Here is a 26,962-nt window from a genome sequence, read left to right on the forward strand (position 1 = left end):
GTCACTATTCTGACGGGCATGACGCAGACCCCCGCCGGCTGGTACCCCGACCCATACGGAAGCCCCCAACTGCGTTGGTGGGACGGCACGCAGTGGACCGACGCCACCCATCCGCTGGAGAGCCCGGCGGGTCAGAGCGCGCCCGTGACCACCGGCCAGTGGGCACAGCCCGGCGCCGGGACGCAGCCCAGTACGGGACAGCCGGGGACGGGACAGCACCCGCAGCCCGGCACGGGAGCCCAGCCGCAGCCGGGGACCGGCCCCCAGTTCCAGCCGGGCACAGGACCCCAGTTCCAGCCGGGCACAGGACCGCAGTTCCAGCCGGGCACAGGACCGCAGTTCCAGCCCGGCACGGGGGCCTATCCGCAGAACCCGCAGCCCGGCACGGGGCAGAACCCGCAGATGGGCACGGGCTCGTATCCTCAGCCCGGCACGGGGCCGCACCCCCAGCCCGGCCCGCCCCAGGGGCAGGGGCCCTACCCGCAGCAGGGGCCGGCCCAGTTCGCCCCGCCCGCCCAGCAGGGGACGACACCGCTCGGCGCGCCCGGCAGCCCGTACGGCGGCCCCACGGGACCGCAGCCGTGGGGCGGCCAGGGCGGCACGGCCCAGTTCCCTGTGCCGGAGTTCGGCCCACAGGGTCCCCCGCCGAAGAAGAGCGTGATGCCCTGGGTGATCGGCGGCGGCGCCGTGGTGATCCTCCTGGTCGTGGCCCTGGTGATCGGCATCAGCGTCGTCAACCGTGACACCACCCCGATCGCCGCGGAGACCCCGGCGCCGAGCACCAGCGTCGAGCCCTCGGACCCGCAGATCACCCCGCCGCTGGAGACCACGCCCACCCCGGACCCGAGCACCACGGACCTCCCGGCCGAGCTGCCGCAGCCCAAGGGCAACATCATCAGCGACCCCCGCACGGGACTGTCGTACTCGTACCCCGGCTCGGAGTGGACGGTGCCGAAGTGGTCCGACCTGAACGGGAACGGCCGTGCCGACCCGAACTTCCCGCAGTGGACCAGCGGCTATGAGGCCGTCTCGCAGGAGAACTTCGACGGCCAGGACAACAACTGGGTCGGCCAGGTCCTGACCTGCCGGCTGCCGGAGGTCTTCGACTACTCCGGGCCCCGGGATCTTCGCAACGTGGCCGGCAACGTCCTGATGAACTACGGGAAGTTCTTCTACAGCCTTCCGCACAAGAAAAAGATCATCAAGAACGCCGCGCTCGACGTCAGCGGCAAGAAGGCCTGGATCCTGCGATTCGAGATGGACTTCACCGACCAGGCCAAGAAGGCGGGCTACAAGTTCAGGAAGGAAGAGGGCATGATCCTGCTGGTGGACCAGGGTTCCGGACAGCGGCCTTCCATGCTTTACGCCTCCGTACCGGACAATTTGGACACCTCGGTGATCGATCGCGTACTGGACTCTCTCAAGGCCTCGTGACCGGGCACTACGCTGAGCATTATGAGTGACCTGTTGGTCTGGATCGACTGTGAGATGACCGGGCTCGATCTCGGCCGTGACGCGCTGGTCGAGGTCGCGTGTGTCGTGACCGACGGCGAGCTGAACCAGCTGGACGAGGGCGTGGACGTCGTCATCAAGCCGCCGCGGGAGGCCCTGGAGCAGATGTCGGAGGTCGTGCGCCAGATGCACACCTCCTCGGGCCTGCTCACCGCCCTCGGCGACGGCGTGACGCTCGCCGAGGCCGAGTCCATGGTGCTGGAGTACATCCGGCGGCATGTTCCCGAGCCCAAGAAGGCGCCGCTGTGCGGCAACTCCATCTCGACGGACCGTTCGTTCATCGCCCGTGACATGCCCGCCGTGGACGCCTACCTGCACTACCGCATGGTCGACGTCTCCTCGGTCAAGGAACTGGTCCGCCGCTGGTATCCCCGCGTCTACTTCGCCTCCCCGGCCAAGCAGGGCGGCCACCGCGCGCTGGCCGACATCACCGAGAGCGTCCAGGAGATGAGGTACTACCGCGCCGCCGTTTTCGTCCCCCAGCCGGGCCCCGACTCGGCCACCGCACGCGAGGTCGCCGAAGCCATCGCCGGATCTTGACGCGCCACGGCTTCAGAACCTCCCAAAGCCCGCTACACTTTTCCCTGTGCCGCGGTGCTGACCGCGGGGCATGGTGGGTGTAGCTCAGTTGGCAGAGCGCCAGGTTGTGGTCCTGGATGTCGTGGGTTCAAGTCCCATCACTCACCCCAAGCGGGCGATGGCCGGTCCAGACGGACCGGCCATCGTGCTTTTCCGGCACACCCCTGTTTGAGCTGGAAAGCAGCCCCTTTCGGGCGGCTTGTCCCCCAAAGATGGAAATGGCGGGCTATGCTCGCACAGAACCGCTACGCCGCCAGCGCGGGGGGCTCGGCGATCTGACAATGATTCGTGCCACCGGAGGCCGGATGAGTGTCGATGACGCCACGTACAACGAGCACGCGCACACCGGGTTGAGCAAACGCGAGGCCGAGGTGATGGAGCTGATCGCGACGGGCCACTCGAACGGAGAGATCGCACAACGGTTGTTCCTCAGCGAGAAGACGGTGAAGAACCACGTCAACCGCATCTACTCCAAGCTGGGCGCGGACTCCAGGGGGACCGCCATCGGCCTGTGGAGGGGAAACGCGTCCGGGTGACGGCGGGTGCGCGAGCACGGGCGGCCGTCAGGCGGGCACGGGCGCCGCGTCCCGCACGGCCGTGAGCGCACGGCCCAGCGCCGCGAGGCCGTGGCCGATCTCCTCGGCGGTGACCGAGAGCGCGGGGCGCAGCCGTACGGACTTCTCCCCGCAGGGCAGGACGAGCACCCCCTCGTCTTCACGGAGCGCGGTGATCAGCCGGTCCCTGCCGGAGCAGACGTCGAAGGCGCACATGAGGCCCCTCCCCCTGCTGTTGCGCACCAGGCCGGGGAACGCCTCCTCCAGCGCCCTCAGCCCGTCGAGCAGGCTCTTCCCGAGCACTCCCGCGCGGGCGATCAGCCCGTCGCGCTCGATGATCTCCAGCATCCTGCGCGAACGCACCATGTCGACGAGGCCGCCGCCCCACGTGGAGTTGATCCGTCCGCTCACCTGGAACACGTTGCCCTCGACCTCGTCCACCCTGCGGCCGGCCATGATGCCGCCGACCTGCACCTTCTTGGCGAAGGCCACGATGTCGGGCGCCAGGCCGAGCTGCTGGTAGGCCCAGGGCGTGCCGGTGAGGCCGGCGCCGGTCTGCACCTCGTCCAGGACGAACAGCGCGTCCCGCTCGTGGCACAGGTCCTGTACGGCCCGCAGGAACTCGGGACGCATGTGGTTGTCCCCGCCCTCGCCCTGGATGGGCTCGGCGATGAAGCACGCGATGTCGTGGGGGTGGCGGTCGAAGGCCTCCCTGGCCTGGGCCAGCGACCGCTCCTCGGCGGCCTCCACGTCGCCGAAGTGGATCGCGGGCACCTCGATCCTCGGCCAGTCGAAGACGGGGAAGCGGTCGGTCTTGGCCGGCTCGGTGTTGGTCAGTGACAGGGTGTACCCGCTGCGGCCGTGGAAGGCGCGCGTGAGGTGCAGCACCTTGGTCCCGAGCTCCCGGGGACGTCCGCCGGCCTCGTTGTGGCGGCTCTTCCAGTCGAAGGCGCACTTGAGGGCGTTCTCGACGGCCAGCGCGCCGCCCTCGACGAAGAACAGGTGGGGCAGCTCCGGGTCGCCGAGCACCCGGGCGAAGGTGTCGGCGAAGTCGGCGAGGTGCACCGTGTAGAGGTCGGAGTTCGCCGGCTTGTTCGCGGCGACCCGGCCCAGCAGCGACAGGAACTCCGGATCGTCGTCGAACGGGTTCACGCCGAGCGGGGCCGAGGCGAAGAACGTGTAGAAGTCGAGGTAGCGGCGGCCGGTGCCGGCGTCCACGAGCCATGATCCGCCGCTACGTTCGAGGTCGAGCTCCAGACGGTAGCCGTCGACGAGGAGGTGGCGGGCCAGACGGTCGAGGACGCTCATGTGCCCTCCCATGAGGAGCTGGACTTACGCCAGATTATTCCCCGTTACCCGGGCACATATGTTCATACTTTCCGGCACTTCGGCTCTGTCGCACTAATTCTTTTCTCTGTGTCGGCGCTCTAGACGACGTGCGCGGCCGTCCCCGCGGTCCCACGGTGGCCGATGTCTCTGACCCGGAAGGCCAGGAACAGCAGCGAGGCGCCGTACACGATCGCGAAGATGCCGATCAGCCAGGTCAGCGCGAGCGCGCCGGACGCGGGCCAGGCGAACAGCAGGATTCCGAAGATCACGGCGAGCACGCCGCTGACCACGTGCGTCCAGTCTGTGTCGCCGGCCTGCCTGCGCCTGATCGCCGCGATGATCTCCGCCGCGCCGATGACGACCGCGTAGGCGGCGATCAGCAGGAGCAGTGCGAGCGTCGTGATCCCGGGCCAGACCCAGGCGACGATGCCGGCCAGGATGCCGAGGACACCCGAGACGATCACCCAGGTCCTCGACTCGCCTGGATGGGTGCCCCGGAACGCCCCGATGAGCGTGAAGACCCCGTTGACGATCGCGAAGGCGCCGAAGAGGATCACCAGGGTGAGCAGCGTGATCAGGGGCCACACGATGGCCAGGATGCCGAACAGGATCGCGCAGGCACCGCGCACCGCGAGCGCCCACCAGTGGTGGCCTACCTCGGCCCGCACATCTTGCATATCGTCCTCCTAGGTCGCGCCGGGGACGAGGGCTCCGTGATCGGCAATCCGCTCATGGCACGAAGACCACCTCCAGCCCCACGTTTCCGTTCATATCCGGAAAGGACGTGTTACCAGACCAAATCGACGTCAAATGCTGTCCAGCACCTATCAAGCCCGGCAATATCGTGTGAAGTCCGCTGATATGTGGACATGTCAGGGACGAGACCTTGGAGGGACGTCGGTGTCACTTCGCGAAGCCGCCGAAGACATCAGCAGCGAGCTCGTACGGCTGCGCCACGCGCTGCACCGCGAGCCCGAGCTCGGCCTGGACCTGCCGAGAACCCAGGAGAAGGTGCTCGGCGCGCTGGCGGGACTGCCCCTCGAGGTGTCCACCGGCGAGCGGCTGAGCTCGGTCACCGCCGTGCTGCGCGGCGCGGAGCCCGGCCCGACCGTACTGCTCCGCGGCGACATGGACGCGCTGCCCGTGACCGAGCGGAGCGGCTCCCCCGTGGTCTCCGAGCTGGCCGGGCGCATGCACGCCTGCGGGCACGACCTGCACACCGCCATGCTGGCCGGCGCCGCGCACCTGCTCGCCGCCCGGCGCGACCGGCTGGCCGGCGACGTGGTCTTCATGTTCCAGCCCGGCGAGGAGGGCGCGGGCGGCGCGAAGATCATGATCGAGGAGGGCGTGCTGGACGCCTCCGGCCGCCGTCCCGTCGCCGCGTACGCCCTGCACGTGATCAGCTCGCTGCTTCCGCAGGGCGTCTTCGTCAGCAGGGGCGGCCCCATCATGGCGGCGGCGGACCGGCTGGTCGTGACCGTGCGCGGCTCGGGCGGGCACGGCTCGACCCCGCACCTGGCCAACGACCCGATCCCCGCCGCGTGCGAGATGGTCACCGCGCTGCAGACCATGGTCACGCGGGGCTTCGACGTGTTCGACCCGGTGGTGGTCACCGTGGGGAGCTTCCACGCCGGCACCGCCGACAACGTCATCCCCGGCGAGGCCCGCTTCGAGGCCACGATCAGATCGTTCTCCGAGGCGGCCCACGGCCGCGTCCAGGAGCGCGTCCTGACGCTCGTGCGGGGCATCGCCGCCGCGCACGGCCTGGAGGTCGAGGCCGACTACGACGTGAGCTATCCCGTCACCGTCAACAGCGCGGCCGAGGCGGACTTCGTCGGCGCCACCGTACGTGAGGTGTTCGACGAGCGGCGGTTCGTCAGGGCGCCCCAGCCGTTCCCCGGCTCCGAGGACTTCTCGTTCGTCTGCGAGGAGGTGCCGTCGGCTTTCGTGGCCCTCGGCGCCTGCCCGACGGGGGCCGACCCGTCGAAGGCCGCCTACAACCACGCGCCGGAGGCGGTCTTCGACGACGCCGTGCTGGCCGACGGCGCGGCGCTCTACGCCGAACTGGCCGCCCGCAGGCTCGCCCGGGAGGCCTCAGCCGGCGGCGTAGACCACCAGTGAGACCGCGACGTACTGCGCCACGTAGGCGGCCAGGGTGAAGGCGTGGAACACCTCGTGGAAGCCGAACCAGCGCGGCGAGGGGTCAGGGCGGCGCAGGCCGTAGACGAGGCCGCCGAGGCTGTAGAGGACGCCGCCCACGATGACGAGCACGACCGCGGCCACCCCCGCGCCTTCGACCAGCTGGGGCATCACGAAGACGGCGGTCCAGCCCAGCGCGACGTAGAGCGCCGTGTAGAGCCAGCGGGGCGCCCCCATCCACACCGAGCGGAAGACGACCCCGGCGACGGCTCCCGTCCAGATCACCGAGAGCACGGCGACCCGCACCGGCCCGTCCAGCGCGAGCAGCGCGAGGGGCGTGTAGGTGCCCGCGATGATCAGGTAGATGTTGGCGTGGTCGAGCCGCCGCAGGACCTCGGCCAGGCGGGAGGCCTGGCGGCCGCGGTGGTAGGTCGCGGAGACGCCGAAGAGCAGGCCCGAGGTCACCGCGTAGATCGCGGCGGCGAGGCGGGCCTGCAGGGTCGGCCCGAGGGCCACGAGGACGAACCCGGCGATCAGCGTCGCGGGCAACGCCCCGGCGTGCAGCCAGCCGCGCAGCTTCGGCGGGGGAACCGTTCGATCGGGGGAGACGGCGGGGGCGGCGGTCATTGTGGTCATCTCAACCTCCTCACAACCTACGCTAGCGTAACTTACGCCGCCGTAGGTTGTGAGTTCGATCACGCGCTCAAAGGGCGTCGAGGAAGCGCGCGGCGATGGGGGCCGCGGCTCCCGCGCCGCCGTGCTCGATGAGCACCGCGAAGGCGAGGTCGCCCCGGTAGCCGACGAACCAGGCGTGGTCCTCCCCCGAGGCGGCCGGCGCGGTGCCGGTCGTGCCCGAGACACCCTCGGGCAGCCCCGACGGGGCCGCCGTCCCGTCCGTCACGACCGCCGTCATCATCGAGCGCAACGGGGCGAGCACCTGCGGCGGCAGCTTTCTCGGCTTGGGACGCCCGTCGGTCTCCAGCCGTCCGACGGCGTCCTCCGACATCAGCCTCGGCGGGCGCCATGTGCCGTTCTGGACGGCGGCGGCGGCCAGCGCCATGCACAGCGGGGTGGCCCGCATGGAGTTCCGCCCGATGGCGTCCGCACCCGGCTCGTCTCCGACCCCGGCCCGCCGCACGGTGCCGCAGACCCCGCCGAGGCCGGACTTCAGCTTCCCCCCGAACCCGAACTCCTCCGCCTCCTGCCCGAGCCTCTCGAAGGCGGCACCCGGCGGATAGGGCTTGTAGAAGGCGCCCTGGCCCGGCAGCCGGTCGGCCACGGCCAGCACCTCCCCCGTGGACGGCCTGACCGCGACGATGGCGGCGGGATCGGCGAGGCCGTCCATGGCCCGCGCCGCCGCGGCCTGCGTCCACCAGTCGAGGGTCGTGCGGAACGTCCGCACGGCGGCCTGGCGGAACACCACGAGCCGCCGGGACTTCCCCGTTGAGGACACCGCCTCGATCGCCCACCCCGTCGGCGGATCCACGTACAGGTCGTCGACCTTGCCGGTGAGATCCTGGAAGTACCTCTCGGCCCCGCTGTCGTGGGGCAGCGGCTTGCCCTGCCGGGTGAGCAGGTCGGTCCCCGGCACGGGGATCTCGGTCATGCGCAGCCGCTCGTTCGCCGCGAGCCCGGGGTGGAGGGTGTCGGGCGTCCAGACGACCTTCCACCCGCCGTCCCTGACCGCGAGGTGCAGCACGGAGGAGAACCTCCACTGTCCCAGTTCCCCGATCTGCCTCGCCCCGTCGAACGGCATGTCGGCGGACTGCTCGCTCCGCCGCACGACCGCCCCGGGCGTCAGCCTGACGGACAGGATCTGCAGGTCGGTGCTGAGGCGCCGGTGCTGGTCCAGGAAGTCGGGCGGCGGGGACGCGACCAGCTTGCGCATCTCGGCGAGGTTCTCGGCCGCCCAGGCGTCGAGGTACGCCTGGCCGGTCGCCTGGGGGCTTCCCGTGACCCGGCGCGAGTCTACGACCAGAGCCACGAGCGCCGCCGCGACGATGACGAGACTCACCACGACCAGAGCGAGCAGTCCTCGGCGGCGCATACGGTTCTCCCAAGAGTGCCGGGTATGGCACATCCGGATATATCAGAAGCAATGGAGATCGTGTGGGCAAGCGCAAGGCGGAGGCGACTCCCCTGCCCGGCCGCTACCCGGTGGACTCGGGCGAAGTGGAGCTCCTGCGCGACCTGGACCGGCCGAACGGCTGGCTGCTCAGCATGGCGGGGGTCCCCCAGTCGTACGTGGACCTCGAGGATCCCACCTATCTGGACTTCGAGTACGTCCGGCTCATGGCCGACGTCATCGACGCGATCGAGGAGGGCCCGCTGGACGTCGTCCACGTGGGCGCCGGGGCGTGCACGCTCCCCCGGTACATCGCGGCGGTCAGGCCCGGCTCCCGTCACATCGTGGTCGAGCCCGACGCCATGCTCGTGCAGCTCGTCAGGGACCAGCTCCACCTGCGGTCCGTGCCCCGGCTGAAGGTGCGGGTGGCCGACGGCCGCTCGGCCGCCGCGGGCCTGCACGACGCCTCGGCCGACCTGTTCATCCTGGACGCGTTCAGCGGCGCGATCATGCCGCTCGACCTCGCGACGGCCGAGTACATGGGCGACGTCGCCCGCGTGCTCAAGGACTCCGGCACGCTGCTGGTCAACATCGCCGACGGCAAGGGGCTGGCCTTCGCGCGCCGCGTCGTCGCGACCGTGCGCGGCACGTTCCGCCACGTGGCGCTGATGGCCGAGCCCGGCGTCCTGCGCGGGCGGCGGTTCGGGAACCTCATCGTGGCCGCCTCCCCTGCGCCGCTGCCCCTCCAGGACCTGATCAGGAAGGCGGCGGGCGGCCTGACGCAGGCCCGGTGCGTCTACGAGGACGGGCTGGTGAACTTCGTCGCGGGCGCGGCCCCGATCAGGGACGGCGACTCCGTGGTCTCCCCGGTGCCCCCGGCCGCCCTGTTCGAGTGAGCCGGGCCCTGCCTGCTCAGTCGAACAGGTCGGGCTCCGCGCCGGTGATCTGGTCGTAGAGCGGCTGGAAGTTGATCCAGCCCACCAGGTCGTTACCGATCTGGCCGTGGGTGAGCTTGGCGTTCTCGTGTGAGATCGGCACCACCTGGCCGGCCGCCTTGGCCAGCAGCTGCGCCTGGGACGAGCGCTCCATGGTGATGAACCACCAGGCGGCGGCGTCCACCGAGTCGCCGACCGTCAGCAGGCCGTGGTTGCGGAGGATGACGGCCTTGTGGGAGCCGAGGGCCCCGGCGATCCGCCGGCCTTCCTCGGTCTCCAGCACCACGCCGGTGTAGTCGTCGAACAGGCCGTGGTCCTCGTAGAACGCGCACGCGTCCTGGGTCAGCGGTTCGAGCCGCTGCCCGAGTGACGAGAGCGCCTTTCCGTACACCGAGTGGCTGTGCGCGGCGGCCACGGCGTCCGGGCGGGCCTGGTGGACCATGGCGTGGATGGCGAACGCCGCCTGGTTGACGTGGTAGCGGCCCTCGACGACCTCCCCACGATGGTTCACCAGGATCAGGTCGCTCACCTTGACGTGCTTGAAGCTCATCCCGAAGGGGTTGACCCAGAAGTGGTCGGGGTGCTCGGGGTCGCGGGCGGTGATGTGGCCGGCCACGCCCTCCTCGAAGCCGAACCGGCCGAACAGCCGCAGCGCCGCGGCCAGCCGCTCCTGGCGGTGGCGCCGCTCGTCCGCCACGTTCTCGAACTTCGGGGGAAGGCGGAAGGTCAACTGCTCGGCGGGCACGGGCCGCAGGTCCGAGAGGCTCATCGGGGGGTCTCCTCATTGCCGAACTCATGTCGGTTACCCACGAGTATGCCCCGCGCCTCCGCATAGGTGAAGAGACGTGATCACCGAACACCCGCGTCCGTAGCGCCCAATAAGCACTTCAACCGCCTGACGCTTGATTAGCGGATCTGGTAAGACGCCTTTCCTCATCAAGAGTTACGACCCTAAGGGACCATGCACTTTCACGTACATCTGCACGTGCATTTGCAGATTCCAAGTGCATGTTCCGCATGTCACCCACGCCACCCGTGACCGTCGATAAGAATCAGGATAATCAGATCAAACCGGTCATTTCTCCCGATTCTCGGCTCTGTGGCGACCATCCCGAACACCATTCCAATTAATGTCCGTGCAGCTCAGAGACGTATATCGATGATCTTTCATGAAATATCCGCCATAGTTGCTGCTGCCCCATCTGCATGCCCTACGCTGTGGCCTCAGTTGGATCAACGCTATTATGGAGGCACGGCGGGATATGACACTAACCGACCATTTAAGTCCAGAACCATCTGTAGAAGGGCCTTCGCCCGCTCCGCCGGCGACACGGGGGAATCGCGCCATAAGAGCGGCGGGCAGGCATCTCCTCGGATTCAGCAGCGGGGTCGCGGTCGCCGTCACGGCCGCCCTCGTCCTTCAGGCGATCAAGACCTGGCCCTCGGGCGTCGACGAGATAAGCATCGACGTCCCGCTGCACGGCTCCCACGCGAAGGTCACACCCTGCCTGAGGGTGAGCGGGCACGGCACCTCACGGCCCGGTACGAAGCAGGTGATAGCGGTACAGCAGACCGATGCGACGGACAGCGCGATCACGTTCTTCACCGACGTCCGGATCGTCGGCGAGGAGTGGCAGATCACCGTGCCACTGGAAGGACCGGAGGACAGCTGGTTCCGCGTCCGGTCGGTGGTGCTCTCCACCAAGCTGGCCGACTACCTGGAATCGGTGGGGGGCAGCGTCGGCAGATCCAGGTGGATATCGCCGACGATGCCCCCCGGTAGTGCGATAACAGACTCGGTGGACGTCCAACGGGGTCCTGGTCAGATCTGCTGAACCCCACCGAGGGATACCGGTTCTGGGTGGCGGCCTCTCGGCTGCCACCCAGGACCGGCGCCCGTAGAGCGTACGACACCGGCACGTCGGCGTGAACCCACAGGTTTGCCGCTTTATCGGGCCCTTCGCCAGGCGTCGGCCACTGGGCTACCCGCCGAGGAGGCTTCCCGGGTTGGTCACGGCGGTTACCAGGCAGTAGCCGATCGGGCCCGCCGTGTCGTGCAGCGTGCAGTGGGCGGTCGCGATGCCCTCGTCGCTGAGGTGCCCGTTCGACTCCATGCCCACGTCCTCGCCGAGTGGCAGGCGGCTGAGGGTGAGCGTGTAGTCCGCGTTGATGAAGTGCAGGCCGGCCGTGCCGGAGTTGCCGAGGGGGCTGGCGAAGTCGGCGGCCAGCGCGACGCGTACAAGAGGTGAGAGCGCCTCGCCCTCGACCAGGGGATGGGTCTCCCTGAGCCACGCCCGGTTGGACCCCGGCTCGGCCCATTCGGTCAGCCGCCAGAGATCGAACGGCGGCGTCCACTCGGCAAGCGGGGGCGGGCCCAGCTCGGCCGGAGCGGGCACATCCCAGGCCGGAGTCCGCCACGTCTCTCCCGGCGGCTGCTCACCCTTGCGCAGGAGCACCGCACTGGCCCGCGCGACCACACCCTGCCCGGTACGCACGGTGGCGTCGGCCACGCGGATCCTGCGCCCCTCCCTGACCTGGACCGTCTCCACGGTCAGCGGCAGCAGGGGGCTGTTGCGGAACAGGTCGACGGTCAGCCGGGCGAAGTGGAAGTCCGGATCGCCGTACTCCACCTCAAGCGCCCGGGCGGCCAAACCGCCGAGCAGACGTCCATGCAACATGTCCGCCGACCAGGGGCTACGGGCATGAGGAGCGGGGACCAGCTCACCGTTCTTGAGCGCGAAAAACGCCCTGTCGTCTGACATAGAACGAGATTCTAGTGTCACCCCTCGACGGCAAGCGGCTGCTAGGCGCCGTGGTCGGCGGCGATGGCGTCGATGCGGGCGGCGAGCTTGAAGTCCATGTCGGTGAGGCCGCCGGCGTCGTGGGTCATAAGGGCGATGTGCAGGCGCCGCCACCGGATGTCGATGTCCGGATGGTGGTTGAGGTGCTCGGCCTGCTCGGCCACGTCGTTCACGATGGCGATTGCCGTCGGGAAGTCGGGGGCGACCACCGTGCGCCGGATCTCGTCGCCCTCCCTGCGCCATTCGGGCATCTCGTCGAGCCGGGTGGAAATCGCCGCGTCGTCCAACCTGTCCATGGGATGAGTTTTTCACGCGACCGGCGAGGTTGTCGCCTGTCCGAAACGGCCGGTGCGTTTCGCGCGTCCGGCCGTTCCGGCGCGTGCGGCTCAGCCCCGCGGGGACAGGCGGGCCAGGTAGCCGTCGGTGACGATCCCCTCGGCCATGTGGGCGTACGCGGCGGGGTCGTCGGGGGCGTAGGTGCCAAGGCCGTCCACGTAGCGGTTGTACATGCAGAATGCCGCGGCGATGAGCACGGTGTCGTGGATCTCCACGTCGGTGGCGCCGGCCTCGCGGGCGGCGGCGACGTGGTCCTCGGTCACCTCGGTGCCGAGCCGCTGGACCGCCCCCGCGATGTGGAGCAACGCCTTGAGCTTGCCGGAGACCGGGGCGCCGTCGACGTCCGAACAGGCGTGGACGACGGTCTCCATGCCGCCGGGCAGCTGCGCCGCCGCGAAGGCCGAGTGCGAGGCCGAGCAGAACTTGCACTGGTTGAGGGTGGAGACGTAGGAGGCGATGAGCTCGCGCTCGCCCCGCGACAACGTGTTGTCGTCACGCAGCAGGGTCTCCGCGAGCTCGCTCAGCACCCTGCCCGTCTCTGGGCGGTACTGCATCAGGCCACGGATACCCGGAGCGTCGTTCCCCAGCTCGATGTGCGGCATGTGAGCCTTCCTGGCCAGGCGGGCGGCACACCGGAAAGCCCGGCCGGTGGGCGCGCCGGCGCACGACCCTAGACGATCAGCTTTGCCCCATCTTCACCCATCCACCCGGAACGGGGAAGTGCCGGCGTAAGGCGACCCCGGTGGGTACGTCAGGCCGTACCCACCGGGGTCGTCAGGGAGGGAGATGGTCAGATGCCCACCAGCTGGCAGGTGGCGGTGGCCTTCTTGGAGGGGTCGCTCTCGGAGGTGGCGGTGAGCTTCAGCTTCGCCAGGTGGTCGCCGCCCTTGGCGCGCTGGGCGTAGACCGGCACGAGCGCCGTCTTGCCGAACTCAAGGGTGGAGAGCTGGTTGGGCACCCAGGTGGTCCAGCCCTTGCCGCTCACCGTGGTGGCGAGGCGGTAGACGTCCGACTTGAGGTACGAGCCGACATCCTCGGGATGCTGGCCCGCGGGCGTCGCGGCCTTGCCGGTGTTCGTGATCGGGAAGCTGCAGGACGCCCACTCGGTGCCCTTGGCGACCGTGGCGCTGGGCAGCACCCTGACGCCCCGCTTCTGGGGACCGGCACCGTCCAGAGAGCGGACGGCGACGGTGTACGACAGCGTGCCCTTCTTGTCGCGCTGGAGGTCGAGCACGTAGAAGTGCAGGCGGTTGGCCTCGTCGACGTACTCGTACTCGCTGCCGGAGTCGGTGCCCGCGTGGAAGAGGGCGTCCGACAGCTGCCGGTAGTCGCCGATCGTGATCGGGACCCGCGTGCCGTCCGGCAGAACGTAGTCGGTCATGCCGATGTCCTGCGGGTTGGCGTCGATGACCCACTCGAACGGCGCCTGGTCCTGGTTCTTGGTCTTGGCCAGCAGCACTCCGGAGTCGGGCGTGAAGGAGTCGGAGCCGACCCGGTCCACGACCTCGATCGTGTAGTTCTGGTAGCCGCGGCCGTCGCACAGCGGGTCGGTCTGGATGCTGCACGCCGGGCTGAGGTCGCCGGTGCCGAGGGCGATGTTCACGCCGGACAGATCGGTCTTGCCGGGCTGCACCTCACGCGCCGTCACCCGGGCGACGACGAGGCCGGAGTCGGCCAGCGCCTCCCGCGAGAGCCGCAGGACGTTCTGCTCGTCCACCATCTCCAGCTTGATCTTGTTACGGAGCATGTGCTGGGCGCCCATCGAGCCGCCTCCGGTGGGCGGGATCGTCCACCGGCTGTGCGGGCCGCCGGGACCGTTGAAGCTGCCCCGGCTGAGCATCTCCCAGATGCCGGTGTACGCGCGGCGCGGCGGCACGCCGAACGGGTTGTTGTAGTTGTCGCCGATGCCCAGGATGTGGCTGAACTCGTGGGCGTACACGCCCTGTCCGGAGCTCTCGGCCTGCGTGGAGGAACCACCGCCGGCGTTGGGCCAGATGGTGGACGCCGCGGCCCAGGAGGTCCAGTCCACGTACCGCGTCTTCGCCCAGTTGGGGAGGTTCGGGTCCGGCGGCCCGAAGTCGTCGGTCACCTCCTCCTTCGTGGGGAACTTGATCGGCCCGAACTCCTGCCAGGTCGACGACTCGTCCTGCCCCGCGCTGAGGTAGAAGACGAAGTCGAACTTGCTCAGCTCCGCCTCACCGGCTTCGGCGGCCCAGGCGGCGCGCCCGTCGGTGCGGATGTTGCGGTTGCAGGTGTCCCCGGCCGGGCAGCCGGTGCCGCCCTGGAACTCCATGGCGTACTCGTGGGACTTGCCGGGCATCTTGTAGGGCCCGAAGGCGTTGAGCTCGACGCCGTACCGGCCGCCGGAGTCCTCCATCCAGTACTCGTGGATGGTGTGACCCCGGTTCAGCTTTCCGGGGGTGTTGAGGAAGTCCTGGTAGAACTTGGCCACCTGGTCACGGGGGATGTCGTGCGCCTCGTTGCTCGGGTTGCCGAACACCGTGGACTTCGCCGGCTGGGTGACGACGAACGGCTGGTTCGGGTAGTCGAGCAGCACCAGCGCGCCCTTGAACGTGCGCTTGGAACCCTTGCCCGCGGGATCGGACCAGTTGGTGCCCGGGACGCCCTTGTAGTCGTCCTCCCAGGTCATGTGATCCGGGTTCTTCCAGTTCTGCGGGTCGATCGGCGTCGGGCCGCCGGGCTTGCCCTTGAACAGGGCCGCCGGCTCCTGCTCCTGCCAGGGCTGGCGCTGCGGCCAGTGATCGGCCTGCCACGGGTGCGCGGGGTCGGGCGACGGCTCCGCCGAGGCGGGGACCGCTGCCAGTCCTACCGGACCCAGCACGATGGCTAACAACAGTACGGACAGCCGTCTTTTCCTGCGGTGAACTGACGACTCGGTCACGGCGTCACCCCTAAGTCTGGGCCGGCACTCAGCGGGTGACGCTACAGACGCTATTGACGGAGATCATCCGTCACCTGTAGGGACTGTTGCGGGGGTTTGTCCTACAGGTGATGAAACCCGCCGCTCAGGAGGTTCTCGATGGCCAGCGGGCTGCAACGCGTTGTGGACGGTCTGGCCGTCCAACTGGGCCGGGCCGTAATGCTGGAGGACCGGTTGCAGCACGTGCTCGCCTACAGCCGGCAGAAGGAGCCGCTCGACGACATACGGCGCGACTCCATCCTGCGCCGCGAGACGACTCCCGAGGTACGCGAGTGGCTGCGCGCCGCCGGGATCTTCGATGCGCAGGGCCCCATCCGCACGCCGGGCGCAGACGCGCTCGGGCTGCTGCCCCGCGTGTGCGTCCCCGCCCGGCACGGCGGACGGCTGCTCGGCTTCCTGTGGTTCATCGACGCCGGCCCGCCGATGTCGGAGGAGGAGATCGGCGTCGTGGCCGAGGTGGCCTCGGCCGTCGGGGTCGCGCTCTTCCACGAGAGCCTCGCCATCGGGCTCGCCGCGCACCGGGAGCTGGACGCGGTCACCAGCGTGCTGCTCGGCACCCAGGGCGCGGCGGAGGAGGGCGCGCGGAGCCTGATCGAGGCGGGCAGCTTCCCGCAGTCCGAGCCGGTCACCGTGGCGGTCGCCCGTCCCCTTCTGGACGGCCAGGTGGACGAGCCGTTACGCGAGGCGATGGAACGGGCCCTGCTGACCGTGCGGCACAGGCTCGGGCCGAGGCGCACGCTGCATCTCGTACGGTACGACCATGCCGTGCTGATCTTCTCCGGCGCCGCCCGCCCCGAGCAGATTCACGCGGCGATGGAGTTCCCTGTGGTGGTGGGCACGGGCGAGCCCCGGCCGCGCCTCGACCAGGCCTCCGGGTCGTACGTGGAGGCCGCGCGGGCCGCCGAGGTGGCGGCGCGGATGCCCGCCCTCGGGCCGTCGGCCGAGTGGTCACGCCTGGGCGTCTACCGGCTGCTGACCCAGCTCCCGCCCACCACGCTGAAGCTCCACGAAGGACTCGAACGCCTGCTCGCCGACGAGACCCACCGGCCCCTGCTGGAGGCGCTGGAGGTCTACCTCGACCTCGCCGGCAGCGCGCACGCCGCCTCGGAACGGCTCCGGCTGCACAGGACCTCGCTCTACTACCGCCTGCGGCGGGTGGAGGAGCTGGCGGGCACCGATCTAAGGGACGGCGGCGAGCGGCTCACGCTGCACCTGAGCCTGAAGCTCGCCCGCCTCCTCGGCCGCTACCCGCGGGCGCACGGCCGAGGTACGGCCACCTGACGGCTACTTGACGGCTCCAGCGGTGAGGCCGGACTGGATCTGCCGCTGGAAGATGATGTAGACGATCAGCATCGGGATGATCGCCATGCTCAGCGCCGCGAACAGGCCGGGCCAGTCGGCCTCGTAGCCGGCGGTGGTGTTGATGTTGGCGATGCCCTGGGTGATCACCCACTTGTCCTCGACGCTGCCCGACAGCAGCACGATCGGCAGGAGGTACTGGTTCCACTGGCCGAGGATGTTGAAGATCGTGATGCTGATCAGGCCGGGCTTGGCCATCGGCACCATGATCTGGAAGAACGTGCGGGTGTGCGAGGCGCCGTCCATCATGGCCGCCTCCGCCACCGAGTTGGGCAGGGTCTTGAAGAACGCCGTCAGGAAGAACACCGTGAACGGCAGCGAGTAGGCGATGTAGACCAGGATCACGCCGAGGTGGGTGTCGATCAGGCCGAGGTTCCGCACCACGAAGAACAGCGGCACCAGCGCCAGGAACACCGGGAAGGACAGCCCCGACACGAACAGGTAGTAGATCGCCCGGTTGCCGAAGAACCTGTAGCGCGCCAGCACGTACGCGGCCATCGACCCGAACAGCATCGTGAAGAGCGTGCTCACGCCGACCACGAAGACCGTGTTCAGCATGTACCGCCCGATGTGGGCCTTCTCCCAGGCCCGGCCCCAGGAGGCCCAGCTGAAGCTCTCGGGCAGAGCGAGCGGCGCGTCGCCGACGATCTCGGGGTTGGTCTTGAAGGACGCGAGGAACGTCCACAGGATCGGGCCGACGACCAGGATCGTCCACACGATCAGCGCGACGTGGGAGAGCGCCCCGAAGACGCCCGCCGGGTTCTTCCGCCGGCGCCGGGAGGCCGTGTGCGAGGCCTTGGCCACCCGGACCGCGTCGGTTTGGGTCGCCATCATCAGAGCTCGATCCTCTCGCGGCGCGTCACGCGCAGGCTGAGCGCGGCGAACGTGATGGTCAGGAAGAACAGGGCCACGCCCATCGCGGAGGCGTAGCCGAACTTGGAGAAGGTGAACGCCGTGCGCCAGATCTCCAGGGGCAGGACCGTGGTGGCGTTGTCGGGACCGCCCCGGTCGACCGAGAGCACCTGGACCAGGGCGAAGCAGTCGAAGGCCGCGATGCCGAGGTAGACCCAGCCGACCTGGATCGTGTCCCAGATCAGCGGGAGCGTGATGCTGAAGAAGAGCCGGAACCGGCCGGCCCCGTCGAGGGCCGCCGCCTCGAAGACGTCGCTCGGGATGGCCGACATCCCCGCGGAGAACAGCACGACGTAGAAGCCGACGGACTGCCAGACCACCACGCCCATGATCGACCAGAGGGCGAGGTCGGTGTTGATCAGCCAGCCGACCGGGTTGACGCCCACCCACTTCAGGATGCCGTTCAGCACGCCGGTCTGGTCGGGGCGGTAGATCGCCTGGAACAGGACGCCCACGACGGCCACGGCCAGGACCTGGGGGAAGAAGTAGACCACCCGGTAGAACTTCGACCCCCAGACCCCGGTCATCCTCCCGCCCCTGCTGCCCCCTCCGAGGTTCAGCAGGAACGAGAAGAACAGCGCGATCGCGATGGTGATCAGCGGCATGGCGAGCAGCAGGAGCCCGTGGTGGCGCACGGCCGCCCAGAAGACGTCGTCGTCCAGCAGGCGGGTGAAGTTCTCGAACCCGATGAACTGCGGATTCGCGGAGATCCCCCGCCAGTTGGTCAGCGAGATGTAGAACGCCTGCGCGTAGGGGCTGATCACGAAGACCACATAGAGGATCAACGGGATCACGAGGAACGAGAAGATGAACCCGTACTTCCTGGCCTTCGCGTTGAGCAGCCTCGCGGCGAGCCCTCCGTCGCCTTGCCGCATGATCTACTACACCGTCCGGTTCTGCTTGGTGGTGGAGGAGTCGGCCTTGACCGCGTCGGCCTTCTTCTGCATCTTGGCGCAGAACTCATCGGCGGAGATGCGGCCGAACATCAGCGAGTTGGTCTGCTTGCGCAGCTCGGTCTCCAGCTCCTTGTACCAGTTCTCGAAGCTGCTGTAGGTGACGATGTTGGCGCCCGCGGCCGTCTGGGCGTCGTTGATGCTCTTGAGGCCCGGGGACAGCGAGAGGCCCTCGGCGGCGCCGACGACGACGGTGAGGCTGCCGGACTTCTCGGTGAAGCCCTTGGCACCCTCCTTGGAGAGCATGATGCGGGCGTACTCGAGGGCGCCGGGGGTGTTCTTGCCCTTCGCGGGGATGATGTACGGCTCGCCCGCGGCGGAGCGGATGGCCTCGAACGGCATCTTGTCGGACGGCGTGAGGCTCGGGGTCGGCGTCACGGCGTACTCGAAGGTGTCGGGCGTGTTGCTCTTCTGCTCGTTCTCCAGCCAGGAGCCGGACGGGTACAGAGCGACCTTGTCCTGGTTCTGCCGGGTCTGGACCTCGGTGTGGATGAGGCCCTCGTAGCTCTTGTCCATGTACTTGCCGATTTCGGCCCACGCGGCGGCCGACTGCTTCACGGAGTCACGGGTCCACGCGCCGTCTTCGAGGTTGTCGATGTCGATCAGAAGCTGGTTGCCCTCGATCTTCGCCGCCGTGATGAGGATCATCCAGTACTGGTAGTAGGAGGCGTTCTTGCCCGCGTAGGCGTAGGGCGTGATGCCGGCCTTCTTGATGGTCTCGCAGAGGGTCTTGAACTCGTCGAACGTCTTCGGCGGGGTCCAGCCCTTCTCCTTGAAGAGCTTGCCGTTGTACCAGAGGCCGTAGCCGCTGGAGACGTAGTTGAGGATGTACGGCTTGCCGGCGATGAGGCCGGACTCGACGGTGCCGGGGATCAGCGTGTCCCTGACCTTCTTGCTCGGGTCGTCGAGCGAGGGGGCGTCGAACAGCTGGGTGAGGTCGAGCAACTGGCCCTCGGTCTGCAGGGCGCCGTTGTCCATCAGGTCGGAGCCGGAGTTGGCGATGAAGTCGGGGACGTCGCCGCTGGCGAAGCGGGGCTGCAGCGTCTGGGCGATCTGCTGCGTGGCGACGTGCTTGACGGAGGCCTTCGGGAACTCCGTCTTGTACAGCGGCTCGTGCACGTCGGTGGCGTAGCTGTCGCCGAGACCGCCCTTGAAGATGACCACTTCGAGGGGGGCGTCCGCCTTGACCCCGAAGGGGTTGGCAGCCGAGGTCGCGGCGCCGCTGCCCGCGGCGGTCGGGGAGGCCGCGGAGCTGCCTCCGCTGGTCGCGCAGGCGCTCAGCATGCTCGCCGCCGGACCTGCGACGAGTGCGGTGAGGCCGATCCGGCGGAGCATCTGCCGCCGGGTGATCTCTCGGGGCGTGCCGGCGGAGTTGGACATGCAACCCTCCAGGAATGGGGCAATCAATTAGGAAAGTTTCCTAAACGTTTGAGGAACGTACGTCCATCCCAGTACAGCGTCAAGTGGTATGGGCCAACCCGTGATCGAGCTGTAGCCGACCAGCAAACGACCCGCGACAAAGGGGGACGTCCGACACCTTGCGAAACTCCTCCGTAACCTAACAACGGCACAGGTCACCGGCCGATGATGGCACAAATTGAAGCCGAATCGACACCCCTTTGACCCGGTCTAGACCAGTGAAGTCGTGGCGGCCCGTCATGCCGTCAGAGGTCCGGTCGGCGGCCTCTCCGGCCGGTCCGCCCGGTCGCCGAAAGTGAGGGCGCGAGCGCGCAGCGTCGGCGGCGGGCGCGGGACCTCGGCGTCCACGCGAGACCCGGATGTCCACGGAGATGTCCACGGGACGGACCTGGCTGCGGCGGAACGCGCCGAGCGGCTAGCGTCGAACCCAACATCTCCGACATTCGAGGAGCAAAGGGTTGCCGCTCCAGATGACTGGCGCTCCCAGCGATCCCGACCTCATCCGCCTGCCTTGGGACCTTCCCCTGGAGAACTGGCCCGAGCACCACCTCGTGACGCTGCCGCGCGGCATCTCCCGGCACGTCGTCCGGTTCGCCCGGCTGTCCGGACGGGTCTACGCGATCAAGGAGATCAGCGAGCGGTACGCCAAGCGGGAGTACCAGCTCCTGTGGGACCTGAGCCGCCTCGACACCCCGTCCGTCGAGCCCGTGGCCGTCGTCACCGGCAGGACGGACGCCGCCGGCGAGCCGCTGGACTCGGCGCTGATCACCCGGCACCTGCAGTTCTCACTCCCCTACCGGGCGATGCTCTCCGGCACGCTGCGGCCCGACACGCTGATCCGCCTGCTGGACGCGCTGGCCGTGCTGCTCGTACGGCTGCACCTGGCCGGGTTCTACTGGGGCGACTGCTCGCTGAGCAACACCCTCTTCAGGCGGGACGCGGGGGCGTTCGCGGCGTACCTGGTGGACGCGGAGACCGGCGAGCTGCACCCGGTGATCAGCGAGGGCCAGCGTAACCACGACATCGAAGTCGCCTACGTCAACATTTATGGCGAGATGCTGGACCTGGAGGCGGGCGGGTTCCTGCACCCATCGATCGACCCTCTGGCGTTCGCCGACCAGCTCTGCGAGCGCTACCGCCGGCTCTGGGACGAGCTCACGCAGGAGGAGATCGTCGAGGACGTCGAGTGGCATCTCATCGACCAGCGGATCCGGCGGCTGAACTCACTGGGCTTCGACGTCGCCGAGATGATGGTCAGGCGCAAGGCGGGCACCGCCCGGCTGATCGTGCGGCCGAAGGTCGTGGACGCCGGGCACCACCAGCGCCGCCTGCTCCGCCTCACCGGGCTCGACGTCGAGGAGAACCAGGCCAGGCGGCTGCTCAACGACCTCGACTCCTTCCGGGTGGCCAAGGGGCTCCGCCACGAGGACGAGGCGATCGTCGCCCACCGCTGGCTCGCCGAGACCTTCCAGCCGACGGTGCACGCGATCCCGCAGGAGCTGCGCGGCAAGCTGGAGCCCGCGCAGCTCTTCCACGAGGTGCTCGACCACCGGTGGTTCATGTCGGAGGCCGAGGGCCGCGACGTCGGCCTGGACGCGGCCCTGCGGTCGTACGTCGACACAGTGCTGGTGTACAAGCCGGACGAGAAGGCCATCATCGGCGACGACTCCACCGCGGACGCGGTGAGCCCCTGATCTACACGGTGGCCTCCAGCTCGCCGAGGTACTCCGCGGCCTCCGCGATGCGGTCCTCGCCGTACACGCGGATGCCGTCGGACTCCAGCAGGGCCGCGGTCACCCCGGCGCCGGGGGTGACCCTGCCCCGGAAGGTGCCGTCGTGGATGCGCAGGCTGCCGCAGGACGGGCTTCCGTCCTTCAGCAGGGCGATCCTGATGCCCATGGAGCGAGCCAGGGCGAGGGCGGAGTAGGCCCCGGAGAGGAAGTGGCGCGTGACGTCGGAGCCGTCGGGCGTGAGGATGCGCGCCGCGCCGGCCAGCACGGCCGCGCCGCCGACGCCGCCCTCGATCTCCGCGGGCGGCCTCGGCACGGGCAGCCCGCCCTCGACCTCCGGGCAGAACGGCACCAGCCGCCCCTCGGCACGCCAGCCCGCGAGCAGCGCGTCGTCGACGGTCTTCGCGCGCCCGTCGAAGCGAACCGGCCGCCCCATCAGGCACGCGCTCACGAGGATCCGCTCCATCCCTTCACGTTAGCTCGCAGGGCCGTACCGGACGCGGGCTCACCCGGCGTCGAGCGAGATCGCGTTCTTGGCACGGTCGATCGACTCCTCGGACGCGGCCCCGCCGGGGTTCTCGGTGGCGAGCGCCTGGTTGAGCTCGGCGAACGGGCGCATGCGCTCCTCGTAGCGGGGGAACGCCTTGGTGTGGTCACCGCCCGCCCGGCCGAGCTCCTGGGCCAGTACGTAGGCGCCCACCAGCGCCAGGCTGGTCCCCTGGCCGGACAGCGGCGAGGGGCAGTAGCCGGCGTCGCCGAGCAGCGCCACCCTGCCCTTCGTCCAGCGGCCGGCGCGGATCTGGGCCATCGCGTCGAAGTAGAAGTCCGGCGCCTCCCACATGGCCTTCAGCAGCCTCGGGGTCTCCCAGCGCAGGCCCGACAGCCGCTCGGCGACGAGCCTCTTCTGCCGCTCGGCGTCGCCGTAGTCGTGGCCGGGCGGCTCGGACGCGAAGCCGAGCGTGACCCTGATCCCGGTGTTGCCGCGCACCGGGTAGATGCCGTAGCCCGCGTCGCCCTCCCTGTACCAGACCTGCCAGTTGTCCAGGTTCAGGAAGTTGTCCGCGCTGAAGATCGCCAGATGGGTGCCGAGGGGGTGGATGAACCGGCTCTCCTCGCCGAAGGCCAGCCTGCGGACGTTGGAGTGCAGGCCGTCGGCGCCCACCACCAGGTCGAAGGCACGAGACTCCCCGCGCTCGAAGCCGGCCCGCACGCCGTGCTCGTCCTCCTCCAGGGTTTCGATCGAGTCGCCGAAGACGTACTCGACGTCGTCGCGGGTCCGCTCGTACAGCAGGCTCGTCAGATCCTCGCGCAGCAGCTCGACGTCGCCGCTGTCGAGGCGGCCGGCCGAGAAGGTCATCTCGGTGGAACGCCAGGTCTCGTTGCCGTCGCCGTCGACGGTCGACATGCCGCGCATCCGGGTGCGGGCCCGCCGCACCTCGGCTTCGATGCCCATCCGCGCGACGACCTCCATGGCCACACCGCGGACGTCGATCGCCTGGCCGCCCTGCCGGGGCGCGGGGGCGCGCTCGACCACGGTGGGCGTGAAGCCATGGCGGCGCAGCCAGTAGGCGAGCGCGGGCCCGGCGACGCTCGCGCCGGAGATGAGCACGGTCTTCATGGAAACCTCCCTGATACGTTGTACGCCAGTGAATGTACAGCGTATGCACAGCCCTGCCAACAGGCGTTTTCAGCCTCGTGTACTAGTACAGATGCCGATCCAGGACCGTTCGTGCTGCTAGCCTCTGTACTAGTACAGGAATGGGAGACGGCAGTGGTGGCGAAATCCGATCCGCCCTACCTCCGCATCGCCGCCGAGATCCGGCGGCGCATCGCGGACGGCGAGCTCGCTCCCGGCGAGCGGGTGCCCTCGACCCGGCGGATCGCCAGGGAGTGGGACGTGGCGCTGGCCACGGCGACGAAGGCGCTGACCGCGCTGCGCCAGGAAGGGCTCGTAGAGGCCCGGCCCCGGGCAGGCACCGTGGTGGCTCCCCTCGAACCCGCCCCCGAGCGGCCCCGCCACCGCGCCGCGGCCGACCCCGACCACGAGCTGACCCGCGAGCGCATCGTGCGCGCCGCCATCGAGATCGCCGACGCCGAGGGACTGGCCGCGCTGTCCATGCGCGGCGTCGCGGCCCGGCTGGGCGTCGCCACCATGTCGCCCTACCGCCATGTCAACAGCAAGGACGACCTGATCCTGCTGATGGCCGACGCCGCCTTCGGCGAGGAGTCCTATCCCGCCGAGGTGCCCTCCGGCTGGCGGGCGCGCCTGGAGCTCGGGGGGCGCACGCTGTGGGAGATCCATCGCAGGCATCCGTGGCTGGCGCAGATCACCGCGCTCACCAGGCCCGTGGTGCTGCCCAACCTGTTGGTCCACGCCGAGTGGGCGCTGAGCGCCCTCGACGGCCACGGCCTCGGCCCCGCGACCATGCTCGACCTGCACGTGCTGTTCTACAGCTACGTCCAGAGCATCGCGGCCAACCTCGAAAGGGCGGCGCAGGCCGAGGCCCTCACGGGCCTGTCGGAGGACCAGTGGATGGACCTCCAGGCGCCCGCCCTGACGGCCATCGCCGCCTCAGGCGACTGCCCGACGTTCGCCAGGATCACCGGCGAGCTGGTGAACGGCTACGAGCTCCGTCTCGACGAGCTGTTCGAGCTGGGCCTCAAGCAGATGCTCGACGGCCTCGCCGTACGCATCGAGGGGCCCGCTACGGGCGGTCGGCCCGCTCGGTGAGGTCGGTGACGGCGGCGGCGATCTCCGGCCACAGGGGGCGCGGCAGGTCGTGGGCCATCCCGGGGAAGGTGATGAGCTTGGCGCCGGGGATCGCGTCCGCCGTGGCGACGCCGCCCGGCAGTCGCACGAGCGGGTCGGCCTCGCCGTGGATCACCAGAGCGGGCACCGACAGCTCCCTGAGGGCGGCGGTACGGTCGCCGGAGGCCAGGATCGCCGCGAACTGGCGTCCGAACCCGGCGGGATCGTAGGAGCGGTCGAAGCTCTGACCGGCGAGCCTGGTGATCCGTTCCTCGTCCATCGGGAAGCCGGGCGAGCCGAGGACCTTCCAGACCTCCACGGCGCGGCGGACGACCGCCTCCCGGTCGGGGGTCGAGCGCGACAGGAGCGCGGCCATCGCCTGCTCGGTCGGCGCCCCGATCTGGGGGCCGGGCGTGGACATGATGGAGGTGAGGCTGCGGGTCCTGGCCGGATGCCGGATGGCGAAGGTCTGGGCGATCATCCCGCCCATCGACACCCCGAGCACGTGGGCGCTCGGCAGGCCGAGCGTGTCCAGCAGCCCGGCCGCGTCGTCGGCCATGTCGCCGAGCAGGTACGGGACCGCCTGCGCGCCGTCGGAGGCCGCGCCGAGATCGGGCACGCCGGCCTCGTGGAGATGGGTCGAAAGGCCCACGTCCCGGTTGTCGAAGCGGACGACGTGGTGCCCGTGCCCGGCGAGCAGCTCGCAGAACTCCTCGTCCCAGTGGATCATCTGGGAGCCGAGCCCCATGATCAGCAGTAGCGGGCGCCCGCTCGGGGAGCCGAAGGAGTCGTACACGATCTCGATGCCGTTCGCCGTCACGCGGTTCATGGGAACAGAATTCCATTCTGTTTTGGGTGACGACAAGCCCCGTCTTGTCCAGGAGCCGCACGGACGGCGGCGGGCACCCCCGAGCGCCCGCCGCCGTGCCGCTCAGGCGGCCGTCCGTCCCACGCCGGTCACTGGGTCGCCAGGTGGGCCTTGAAGCCCGCGCCGTAGTTCGTCGCGGTGCCGTTCCAGTCCGTGATCAGCGACGGGCCGCTGGAGCAGTCCCAGTTGTTCCAGGTCCACGCCAGGTACGAGAGTCCCTTCTGGTCGAGCCAGTTCATCAGGCCGTCGATGTACCCGTGGGCGCAGTCGTTCTCGCCGATCTCCCCGGCGACCAGGGGCACCTGGGCCGCGACCGGGGCGAGCTGGCCGTCCCAGCAGCTCTGGCTTGAGCAGGTGTTGAAGTTGTACGAGTGCCAGGAGGCGGCGAGGTTGCCGGTCGCGTCGGCCGGCTTGTTCGCCAGCCAGCCGGTCAGGTCGTTGGAGTACGCGAGGCCGCCGAGCAGGATGACGTTCTGGGCTCCGGTGGCGCGCACGGTGTCCACCAGCGTCTGCATGCCGGCCACCTGGTAGCCGATGCCCGGGCATGTGCCGCCGTTGCGCCAGCAGGTCCAGCCGGAGGCGGCGCTGCCCGTCGCCCGCTCCGGGTAGGGCTCGTTGAACAGGTCGAACACGATGGCGGTGTCACCCTTGAAGGTGTTCGCGACCGAGGTCCAGAAGCCGGGCGCGTACTGCGCGTCCGGCATGGGCTTCTGGCACGACGCGTGCACGTCGGCGCAGGCGGAGGACGTCCCGGTGTAGGTGCCGTAGCTCCAGTGCATCTCCACGATCGGGGTGATGCCGTGTGCCAGCAGCCTGGAGACGTAGCCCTTCACCTCGTTCTGGTACGTCGTCCCGCCGTACTGCGGCTGGACGTTGCTCGTGCCCAGCCAGCACTCCTCGTTGAGCGGGACGCGCACCGTCCTGATCTTCCAGGCGGCCATGGCGTTGATGGACGCGTCGTCCATCGGGCCGTTCCAGATGCCGTTGCCCTGGATGCACGCGAACTCGCCGCCCGACCGGTTTGCCCCGAGGAGCCGTACGGCCTGGCCGGAGGCGTTGACGATCTTGTTGCCCGACACGTGCAGCTTGGGCGCCGCGCCCGGCGGGACGGTGGGCGTGACCGTGGGCGTGGGGGTCGGGGTCACGGTAGGCGTGACCGACGGGGTCGGGGTCGCGGTGACCGACCCGGTGCAGGTCACCCCGTTGAGCTTGAAGGCCGAGGGCACCGGGTTGCTCGCGGTGAAGGTCCCGGTGAAGCCGATGCCGCCGGTGGTGGCGTTCGTGGCGAGGGCACCGTTGTACGACAGGCTCGTCGCCGTCACGTGCGCCCCCGACTGCGACCACGTGGCGTTCCAGCCGCTCCCGACCTTCTGGCCGGCGTCGGGGAAGTCGAACTCCAGCTTCCAGCTCGTCAGTGGGTCACCGAGGTTGGTGATGGCGACGTCGCTCTGGAAGCCTCCCGACCACTGGTTGACGACCTTGTAAGCGACCTTGCACCCGGCGGCGGCGTTCGCCGCGGACATGCTCACCGCGGCGACTCCGCCGGCGGCGACCAGCATGGCCGCCGCGAAGGTGGCGAGACTCCGTCTCATCGGACTTCCTTTCGGGAAACGAACGGCCCTCGGCAGGAAATGGATTGCCGCTGGCGGAAGCGTCCCTGAAATTAACCGATTAAGTCATTGATCGCGAGGCGGCTCTCTTGCCGGGCGGCGTCATGCCGTCAACCGTCATACACAGGTGGTTCACCGTGCGACTTTGCCGCGTCCCTTACCTGGGGAAAC

The 26,962-nt window shown here is 69.4% G+C and carries 25 protein-coding genes and 1 tRNA gene; 10 read left to right on the forward strand and 16 right to left on the reverse strand.

Features of this window, described 5'->3' with window-relative positions; translation table 11 throughout:
- Nucleotides 1-18 precede the first annotated feature (18 nt).
- From ACOZ38_RS37350 to ACOZ38_RS37365, 4 genes are all read left to right on the forward strand, one after another.
- Complete coding sequence (locus ACOZ38_RS37350; RefSeq protein ID WP_424535691.1) at nucleotides 19-1,434, forward strand: DUF2510 domain-containing protein; 1,416 nt, start codon at nucleotides 19-21, stop codon at nucleotides 1,432-1,434.
- A 21-nt stretch (nucleotides 1,435-1,455) separates the two neighbouring features.
- Nucleotides 1,456-2,052, forward strand: coding sequence for an oligoribonuclease (orn, locus tag ACOZ38_RS37355; protein ID WP_358555820.1), 597 nt, complete (start codon nucleotides 1,456-1,458; stop codon nucleotides 2,050-2,052).
- A gap of 73 nt (nucleotides 2,053-2,125) precedes the next feature.
- Nucleotides 2,126-2,201, forward strand: a tRNA-His gene (locus tag ACOZ38_RS37360).
- A 195-nt stretch (nucleotides 2,202-2,396) separates the two neighbouring features.
- Nucleotides 2,397-2,627 (forward strand): helix-turn-helix domain-containing protein, encoded by a 231-nt coding sequence (locus ACOZ38_RS37365; RefSeq protein WP_405140847.1) that lies wholly within the window; start codon nucleotides 2,397-2,399, stop codon nucleotides 2,625-2,627.
- 27 nt (nucleotides 2,628-2,654) lie between these two features.
- On the opposite strand, the gene lat is transcribed toward ACOZ38_RS37365, so the two are convergent.
- A complete protein-coding gene (lat, locus tag ACOZ38_RS37370) occupies nucleotides 2,655-3,953 on the reverse strand; it encodes an L-lysine 6-transaminase (protein ID WP_424535692.1) in 1,299 nt (432 codons plus the stop codon).
- Between the two features lie 119 nt (nucleotides 3,954-4,072).
- Complete coding sequence (locus tag ACOZ38_RS37375; protein WP_424535693.1) at nucleotides 4,073-4,651, reverse strand: HdeD family acid-resistance protein; 579 nt, start codon at nucleotides 4,649-4,651, stop codon at nucleotides 4,073-4,075.
- Between the two features lie 223 nt (nucleotides 4,652-4,874).
- Between ACOZ38_RS37375 and ACOZ38_RS37380 the strand changes: the two genes are divergently transcribed.
- Nucleotides 4,875-6,095: a M20 metallopeptidase family protein gene (locus ACOZ38_RS37380; protein ID WP_424535694.1), complete on the forward strand. Its 1,221-nt coding sequence runs from the start codon at nucleotides 4,875-4,877 to the stop codon at nucleotides 6,093-6,095.
- On the opposite strand, the gene trhA is transcribed toward ACOZ38_RS37380, so the two are convergent.
- Nucleotides 6,069-6,740: a PAQR family membrane homeostasis protein TrhA gene (gene trhA, locus ACOZ38_RS37385; protein ID WP_424537157.1), complete on the reverse strand. Its 672-nt coding sequence runs from the start codon at nucleotides 6,738-6,740 to the stop codon at nucleotides 6,069-6,071. The genes ACOZ38_RS37380 and trhA overlap by 27 nt on opposite strands.
- Nucleotides 6,741-6,816: 76 nt before the next feature.
- On the reverse strand, nucleotides 6,817-8,160 hold the full coding sequence (locus ACOZ38_RS37390) for a penicillin-binding transpeptidase domain-containing protein (protein ID WP_424535695.1): 1,344 nt from the start codon (nucleotides 8,158-8,160) through the stop codon (nucleotides 6,817-6,819).
- Nucleotides 8,161-8,222: 62 nt separating this feature from the next.
- Between ACOZ38_RS37390 and ACOZ38_RS37395 the strand changes: the two genes are divergently transcribed.
- A complete protein-coding gene (locus tag ACOZ38_RS37395) occupies nucleotides 8,223-9,074 on the forward strand; it encodes a spermidine synthase (RefSeq protein ID WP_424535696.1) in 852 nt (283 codons plus the stop codon).
- Nucleotides 9,075-9,090: 16 nt separating this feature from the next.
- On the opposite strand, the gene ACOZ38_RS37400 is transcribed toward ACOZ38_RS37395, so the two are convergent.
- Complete coding sequence (locus tag ACOZ38_RS37400; RefSeq protein ID WP_424535697.1) at nucleotides 9,091-9,882, reverse strand: class II aldolase/adducin family protein; 792 nt, start codon at nucleotides 9,880-9,882, stop codon at nucleotides 9,091-9,093.
- A gap of 493 nt (nucleotides 9,883-10,375) precedes the next feature.
- Here ACOZ38_RS37400 and ACOZ38_RS37405 point away from each other — a divergent pair, with 493 nt between their 5' ends.
- Entirely contained in the window at nucleotides 10,376-10,948 is a 573-nt protein-coding gene (locus ACOZ38_RS37405) for a hypothetical protein (RefSeq protein WP_424535698.1), read from the forward strand.
- 147 nt (nucleotides 10,949-11,095) lie between these two features.
- Here the strand turns inward: ACOZ38_RS37405 and ACOZ38_RS37410 are convergent, their stop codons facing one another.
- The 4 genes from ACOZ38_RS37410 to ACOZ38_RS37425 form a co-directional block, all read right to left on the reverse strand.
- On the reverse strand, nucleotides 11,096-11,875 hold the full coding sequence (locus tag ACOZ38_RS37410; RefSeq protein ID WP_405140855.1) for an acyl-CoA thioesterase domain-containing protein: 780 nt from the start codon (nucleotides 11,873-11,875) through the stop codon (nucleotides 11,096-11,098).
- Nucleotides 11,876-11,916: 41 nt separating this feature from the next.
- Entirely contained in the window at nucleotides 11,917-12,210 is a 294-nt protein-coding gene (locus ACOZ38_RS37415) for a 4a-hydroxytetrahydrobiopterin dehydratase (protein ID WP_405140856.1), read from the reverse strand.
- A gap of 90 nt (nucleotides 12,211-12,300) precedes the next feature.
- Nucleotides 12,301-12,852, reverse strand: coding sequence for a carboxymuconolactone decarboxylase family protein (locus ACOZ38_RS37420; RefSeq protein WP_424535699.1), 552 nt, complete (start codon nucleotides 12,850-12,852; stop codon nucleotides 12,301-12,303).
- A 188-nt stretch (nucleotides 12,853-13,040) separates the two neighbouring features.
- Entirely contained in the window at nucleotides 13,041-15,092 is a 2,052-nt protein-coding gene (locus ACOZ38_RS37425) for a M6 family metalloprotease domain-containing protein (RefSeq protein WP_424535700.1), read from the reverse strand.
- 198 nt (nucleotides 15,093-15,290) lie between these two features.
- On the opposite strand from ACOZ38_RS37425, the gene ACOZ38_RS37430 reads away from it, so the two are divergent.
- Nucleotides 15,291-16,472, forward strand: a complete 1,182-nt coding sequence (locus tag ACOZ38_RS37430) for a PucR family transcriptional regulator (protein ID WP_424535701.1) — start codon at nucleotides 15,291-15,293, stop codon at nucleotides 16,470-16,472.
- Between the two features lie 3 nt (nucleotides 16,473-16,475).
- Here the strand turns inward: ACOZ38_RS37430 and ACOZ38_RS37435 are convergent, their stop codons facing one another.
- From ACOZ38_RS37435 to ngcE, 3 genes are read right to left on the reverse strand one after another with little or no spacing between them, the layout of a single operon-like run.
- Nucleotides 16,476-17,384, reverse strand: a complete 909-nt coding sequence (locus ACOZ38_RS37435) for a carbohydrate ABC transporter permease (RefSeq protein ID WP_424535702.1) — start codon at nucleotides 17,382-17,384, stop codon at nucleotides 16,476-16,478.
- Complete coding sequence (locus ACOZ38_RS37440; protein ID WP_424535703.1) at nucleotides 17,384-18,337, reverse strand: carbohydrate ABC transporter permease; 954 nt, start codon at nucleotides 18,335-18,337, stop codon at nucleotides 17,384-17,386. Before ACOZ38_RS37440 ends, ACOZ38_RS37435 begins: the two co-directional genes overlap by 1 nt.
- A 6-nt stretch (nucleotides 18,338-18,343) precedes the next feature.
- Nucleotides 18,344-19,795, reverse strand: coding sequence for an N-acetylglucosamine/diacetylchitobiose ABC transporter substrate-binding protein (gene ngcE / locus ACOZ38_RS37445; RefSeq protein WP_424535704.1), 1,452 nt, complete (start codon nucleotides 19,793-19,795; stop codon nucleotides 18,344-18,346).
- 509 nt (nucleotides 19,796-20,304) lie between these two features.
- On the opposite strand from ngcE, the gene ACOZ38_RS37450 reads away from it, so the two are divergent.
- Complete coding sequence (locus ACOZ38_RS37450; protein WP_424535705.1) at nucleotides 20,305-21,528, forward strand: DUF4032 domain-containing protein; 1,224 nt, start codon at nucleotides 20,305-20,307, stop codon at nucleotides 21,526-21,528.
- Between the two features lies 1 nt (nucleotide 21,529).
- Here ACOZ38_RS37450 and ACOZ38_RS37455 read toward each other — a convergent pair whose 3' ends face one another.
- Both ACOZ38_RS37455 and ACOZ38_RS37460 read right to left on the reverse strand, forming a co-directional pair.
- Entirely contained in the window at nucleotides 21,530-22,030 is a 501-nt protein-coding gene (locus ACOZ38_RS37455; protein WP_405140864.1) for a DUF523 domain-containing protein, read from the reverse strand.
- 39 nt (nucleotides 22,031-22,069) lie between these two features.
- On the reverse strand, nucleotides 22,070-23,182 hold the full coding sequence (locus ACOZ38_RS37460) for an FAD-dependent monooxygenase (protein ID WP_424535706.1): 1,113 nt from the start codon (nucleotides 23,180-23,182) through the stop codon (nucleotides 22,070-22,072).
- Nucleotides 23,183-23,338: 156 nt separating this feature from the next.
- Here ACOZ38_RS37460 and ACOZ38_RS37465 point away from each other — a divergent pair, with 156 nt between their 5' ends.
- A complete protein-coding gene (locus ACOZ38_RS37465) occupies nucleotides 23,339-24,295 on the forward strand; it encodes a GntR family transcriptional regulator (RefSeq protein ID WP_424535707.1) in 957 nt (318 codons plus the stop codon).
- On the opposite strand, the gene ACOZ38_RS37470 is transcribed toward ACOZ38_RS37465, so the two are convergent.
- Both ACOZ38_RS37470 and ACOZ38_RS37475 read right to left on the reverse strand, forming a co-directional pair.
- Nucleotides 24,270-25,142 carry an alpha/beta fold hydrolase gene (locus ACOZ38_RS37470; RefSeq protein ID WP_424535708.1) on the reverse strand — a complete coding sequence of 291 codons (873 nt, stop codon included), beginning with the start codon at nucleotides 25,140-25,142 and terminating at the stop codon, nucleotides 24,270-24,272. The two genes, ACOZ38_RS37465 and ACOZ38_RS37470, sit on opposite strands and share 26 nt — an antisense overlap.
- 128 nt (nucleotides 25,143-25,270) lie before the next feature.
- On the reverse strand, nucleotides 25,271-26,773 hold the full coding sequence (locus tag ACOZ38_RS37475) for a cellulase family glycosylhydrolase (RefSeq protein ID WP_424535709.1): 1,503 nt from the start codon (nucleotides 26,771-26,773) through the stop codon (nucleotides 25,271-25,273).
- Nucleotides 26,774-26,962 lie beyond the last annotated feature (189 nt).

The sequence above is a fragment of the Sphaerisporangium viridialbum genome (assembly GCF_049674955.1).
GTDB lineage: Bacteria > Actinomycetota > Actinomycetes > Streptosporangiales > Streptosporangiaceae > Sphaerisporangium > Sphaerisporangium viridialbum.

Excerpts from the sequence above, each read along its gene's own strand:
- ACOZ38_RS37350 (WP_424535691.1), top strand. The coding sequence starts at position 19 with ATGACGCAGACCCCCGCCGGCTGGTACCCCGACCCATACGGAAGCCCC.
- orn (WP_358555820.1), top strand. The coding sequence starts at position 1,456 with ATGAGTGACCTGTTGGTCTGGATCGACTGTGAGATGACCGGGCTCGAT.
- ACOZ38_RS37365 (WP_405140847.1), top strand. The coding sequence starts at position 2,397 with ATGAGTGTCGATGACGCCACGTACAACGAGCACGCGCACACCGGGTTG.
- lat (WP_424535692.1), bottom strand. The coding sequence starts at position 3,953 with ATGAGCGTCCTCGACCGTCTGGCCCGCCACCTCCTCGTCGACGGCTAC.
- ACOZ38_RS37375 (WP_424535693.1), bottom strand. The coding sequence starts at position 4,651 with ATGCAAGATGTGCGGGCCGAGGTAGGCCACCACTGGTGGGCGCTCGCG.
- trhA (WP_424537157.1), bottom strand. The coding sequence starts at position 6,740 with ATGACCGCCGCCCCCGCCGTCTCCCCCGATCGAACGGTTCCCCCGCCG.
- ACOZ38_RS37390 (WP_424535695.1), bottom strand. The coding sequence starts at position 8,160 with ATGCGCCGCCGAGGACTGCTCGCTCTGGTCGTGGTGAGTCTCGTCATC.
- ACOZ38_RS37400 (WP_424535697.1), bottom strand. The coding sequence starts at position 9,882 with ATGAGCCTCTCGGACCTGCGGCCCGTGCCCGCCGAGCAGTTGACCTTC.
- ACOZ38_RS37405 (WP_424535698.1), top strand. The coding sequence starts at position 10,376 with ATGACACTAACCGACCATTTAAGTCCAGAACCATCTGTAGAAGGGCCT.
- ACOZ38_RS37410 (WP_405140855.1), bottom strand. The coding sequence starts at position 11,875 with ATGTCAGACGACAGGGCGTTTTTCGCGCTCAAGAACGGTGAGCTGGTC.
- ACOZ38_RS37415 (WP_405140856.1), bottom strand. The coding sequence starts at position 12,210 with ATGGACAGGTTGGACGACGCGGCGATTTCCACCCGGCTCGACGAGATG.
- ACOZ38_RS37420 (WP_424535699.1), bottom strand. The coding sequence starts at position 12,852 with ATGCCGCACATCGAGCTGGGGAACGACGCTCCGGGTATCCGTGGCCTG.
- ACOZ38_RS37430 (WP_424535701.1), top strand. The coding sequence starts at position 15,291 with ATGGCCAGCGGGCTGCAACGCGTTGTGGACGGTCTGGCCGTCCAACTG.
- ACOZ38_RS37435 (WP_424535702.1), bottom strand. The coding sequence starts at position 17,384 with ATGATGGCGACCCAAACCGACGCGGTCCGGGTGGCCAAGGCCTCGCAC.
- ACOZ38_RS37440 (WP_424535703.1), bottom strand. The coding sequence starts at position 18,337 with ATGCGGCAAGGCGACGGAGGGCTCGCCGCGAGGCTGCTCAACGCGAAG.
- ngcE (WP_424535704.1), bottom strand. The coding sequence starts at position 19,795 with ATGTCCAACTCCGCCGGCACGCCCCGAGAGATCACCCGGCGGCAGATG.
- ACOZ38_RS37450 (WP_424535705.1), top strand. The coding sequence starts at position 20,305 with ATGACTGGCGCTCCCAGCGATCCCGACCTCATCCGCCTGCCTTGGGAC.
- ACOZ38_RS37455 (WP_405140864.1), bottom strand. The coding sequence starts at position 22,030 with ATGGAGCGGATCCTCGTGAGCGCGTGCCTGATGGGGCGGCCGGTTCGC.
- ACOZ38_RS37460 (WP_424535706.1), bottom strand. The coding sequence starts at position 23,182 with ATGAAGACCGTGCTCATCTCCGGCGCGAGCGTCGCCGGGCCCGCGCTC.
- ACOZ38_RS37470 (WP_424535708.1), bottom strand. The coding sequence starts at position 25,142 with ATGAACCGCGTGACGGCGAACGGCATCGAGATCGTGTACGACTCCTTC.
- ACOZ38_RS37475 (WP_424535709.1), bottom strand. The coding sequence starts at position 26,773 with ATGAGACGGAGTCTCGCCACCTTCGCGGCGGCCATGCTGGTCGCCGCC.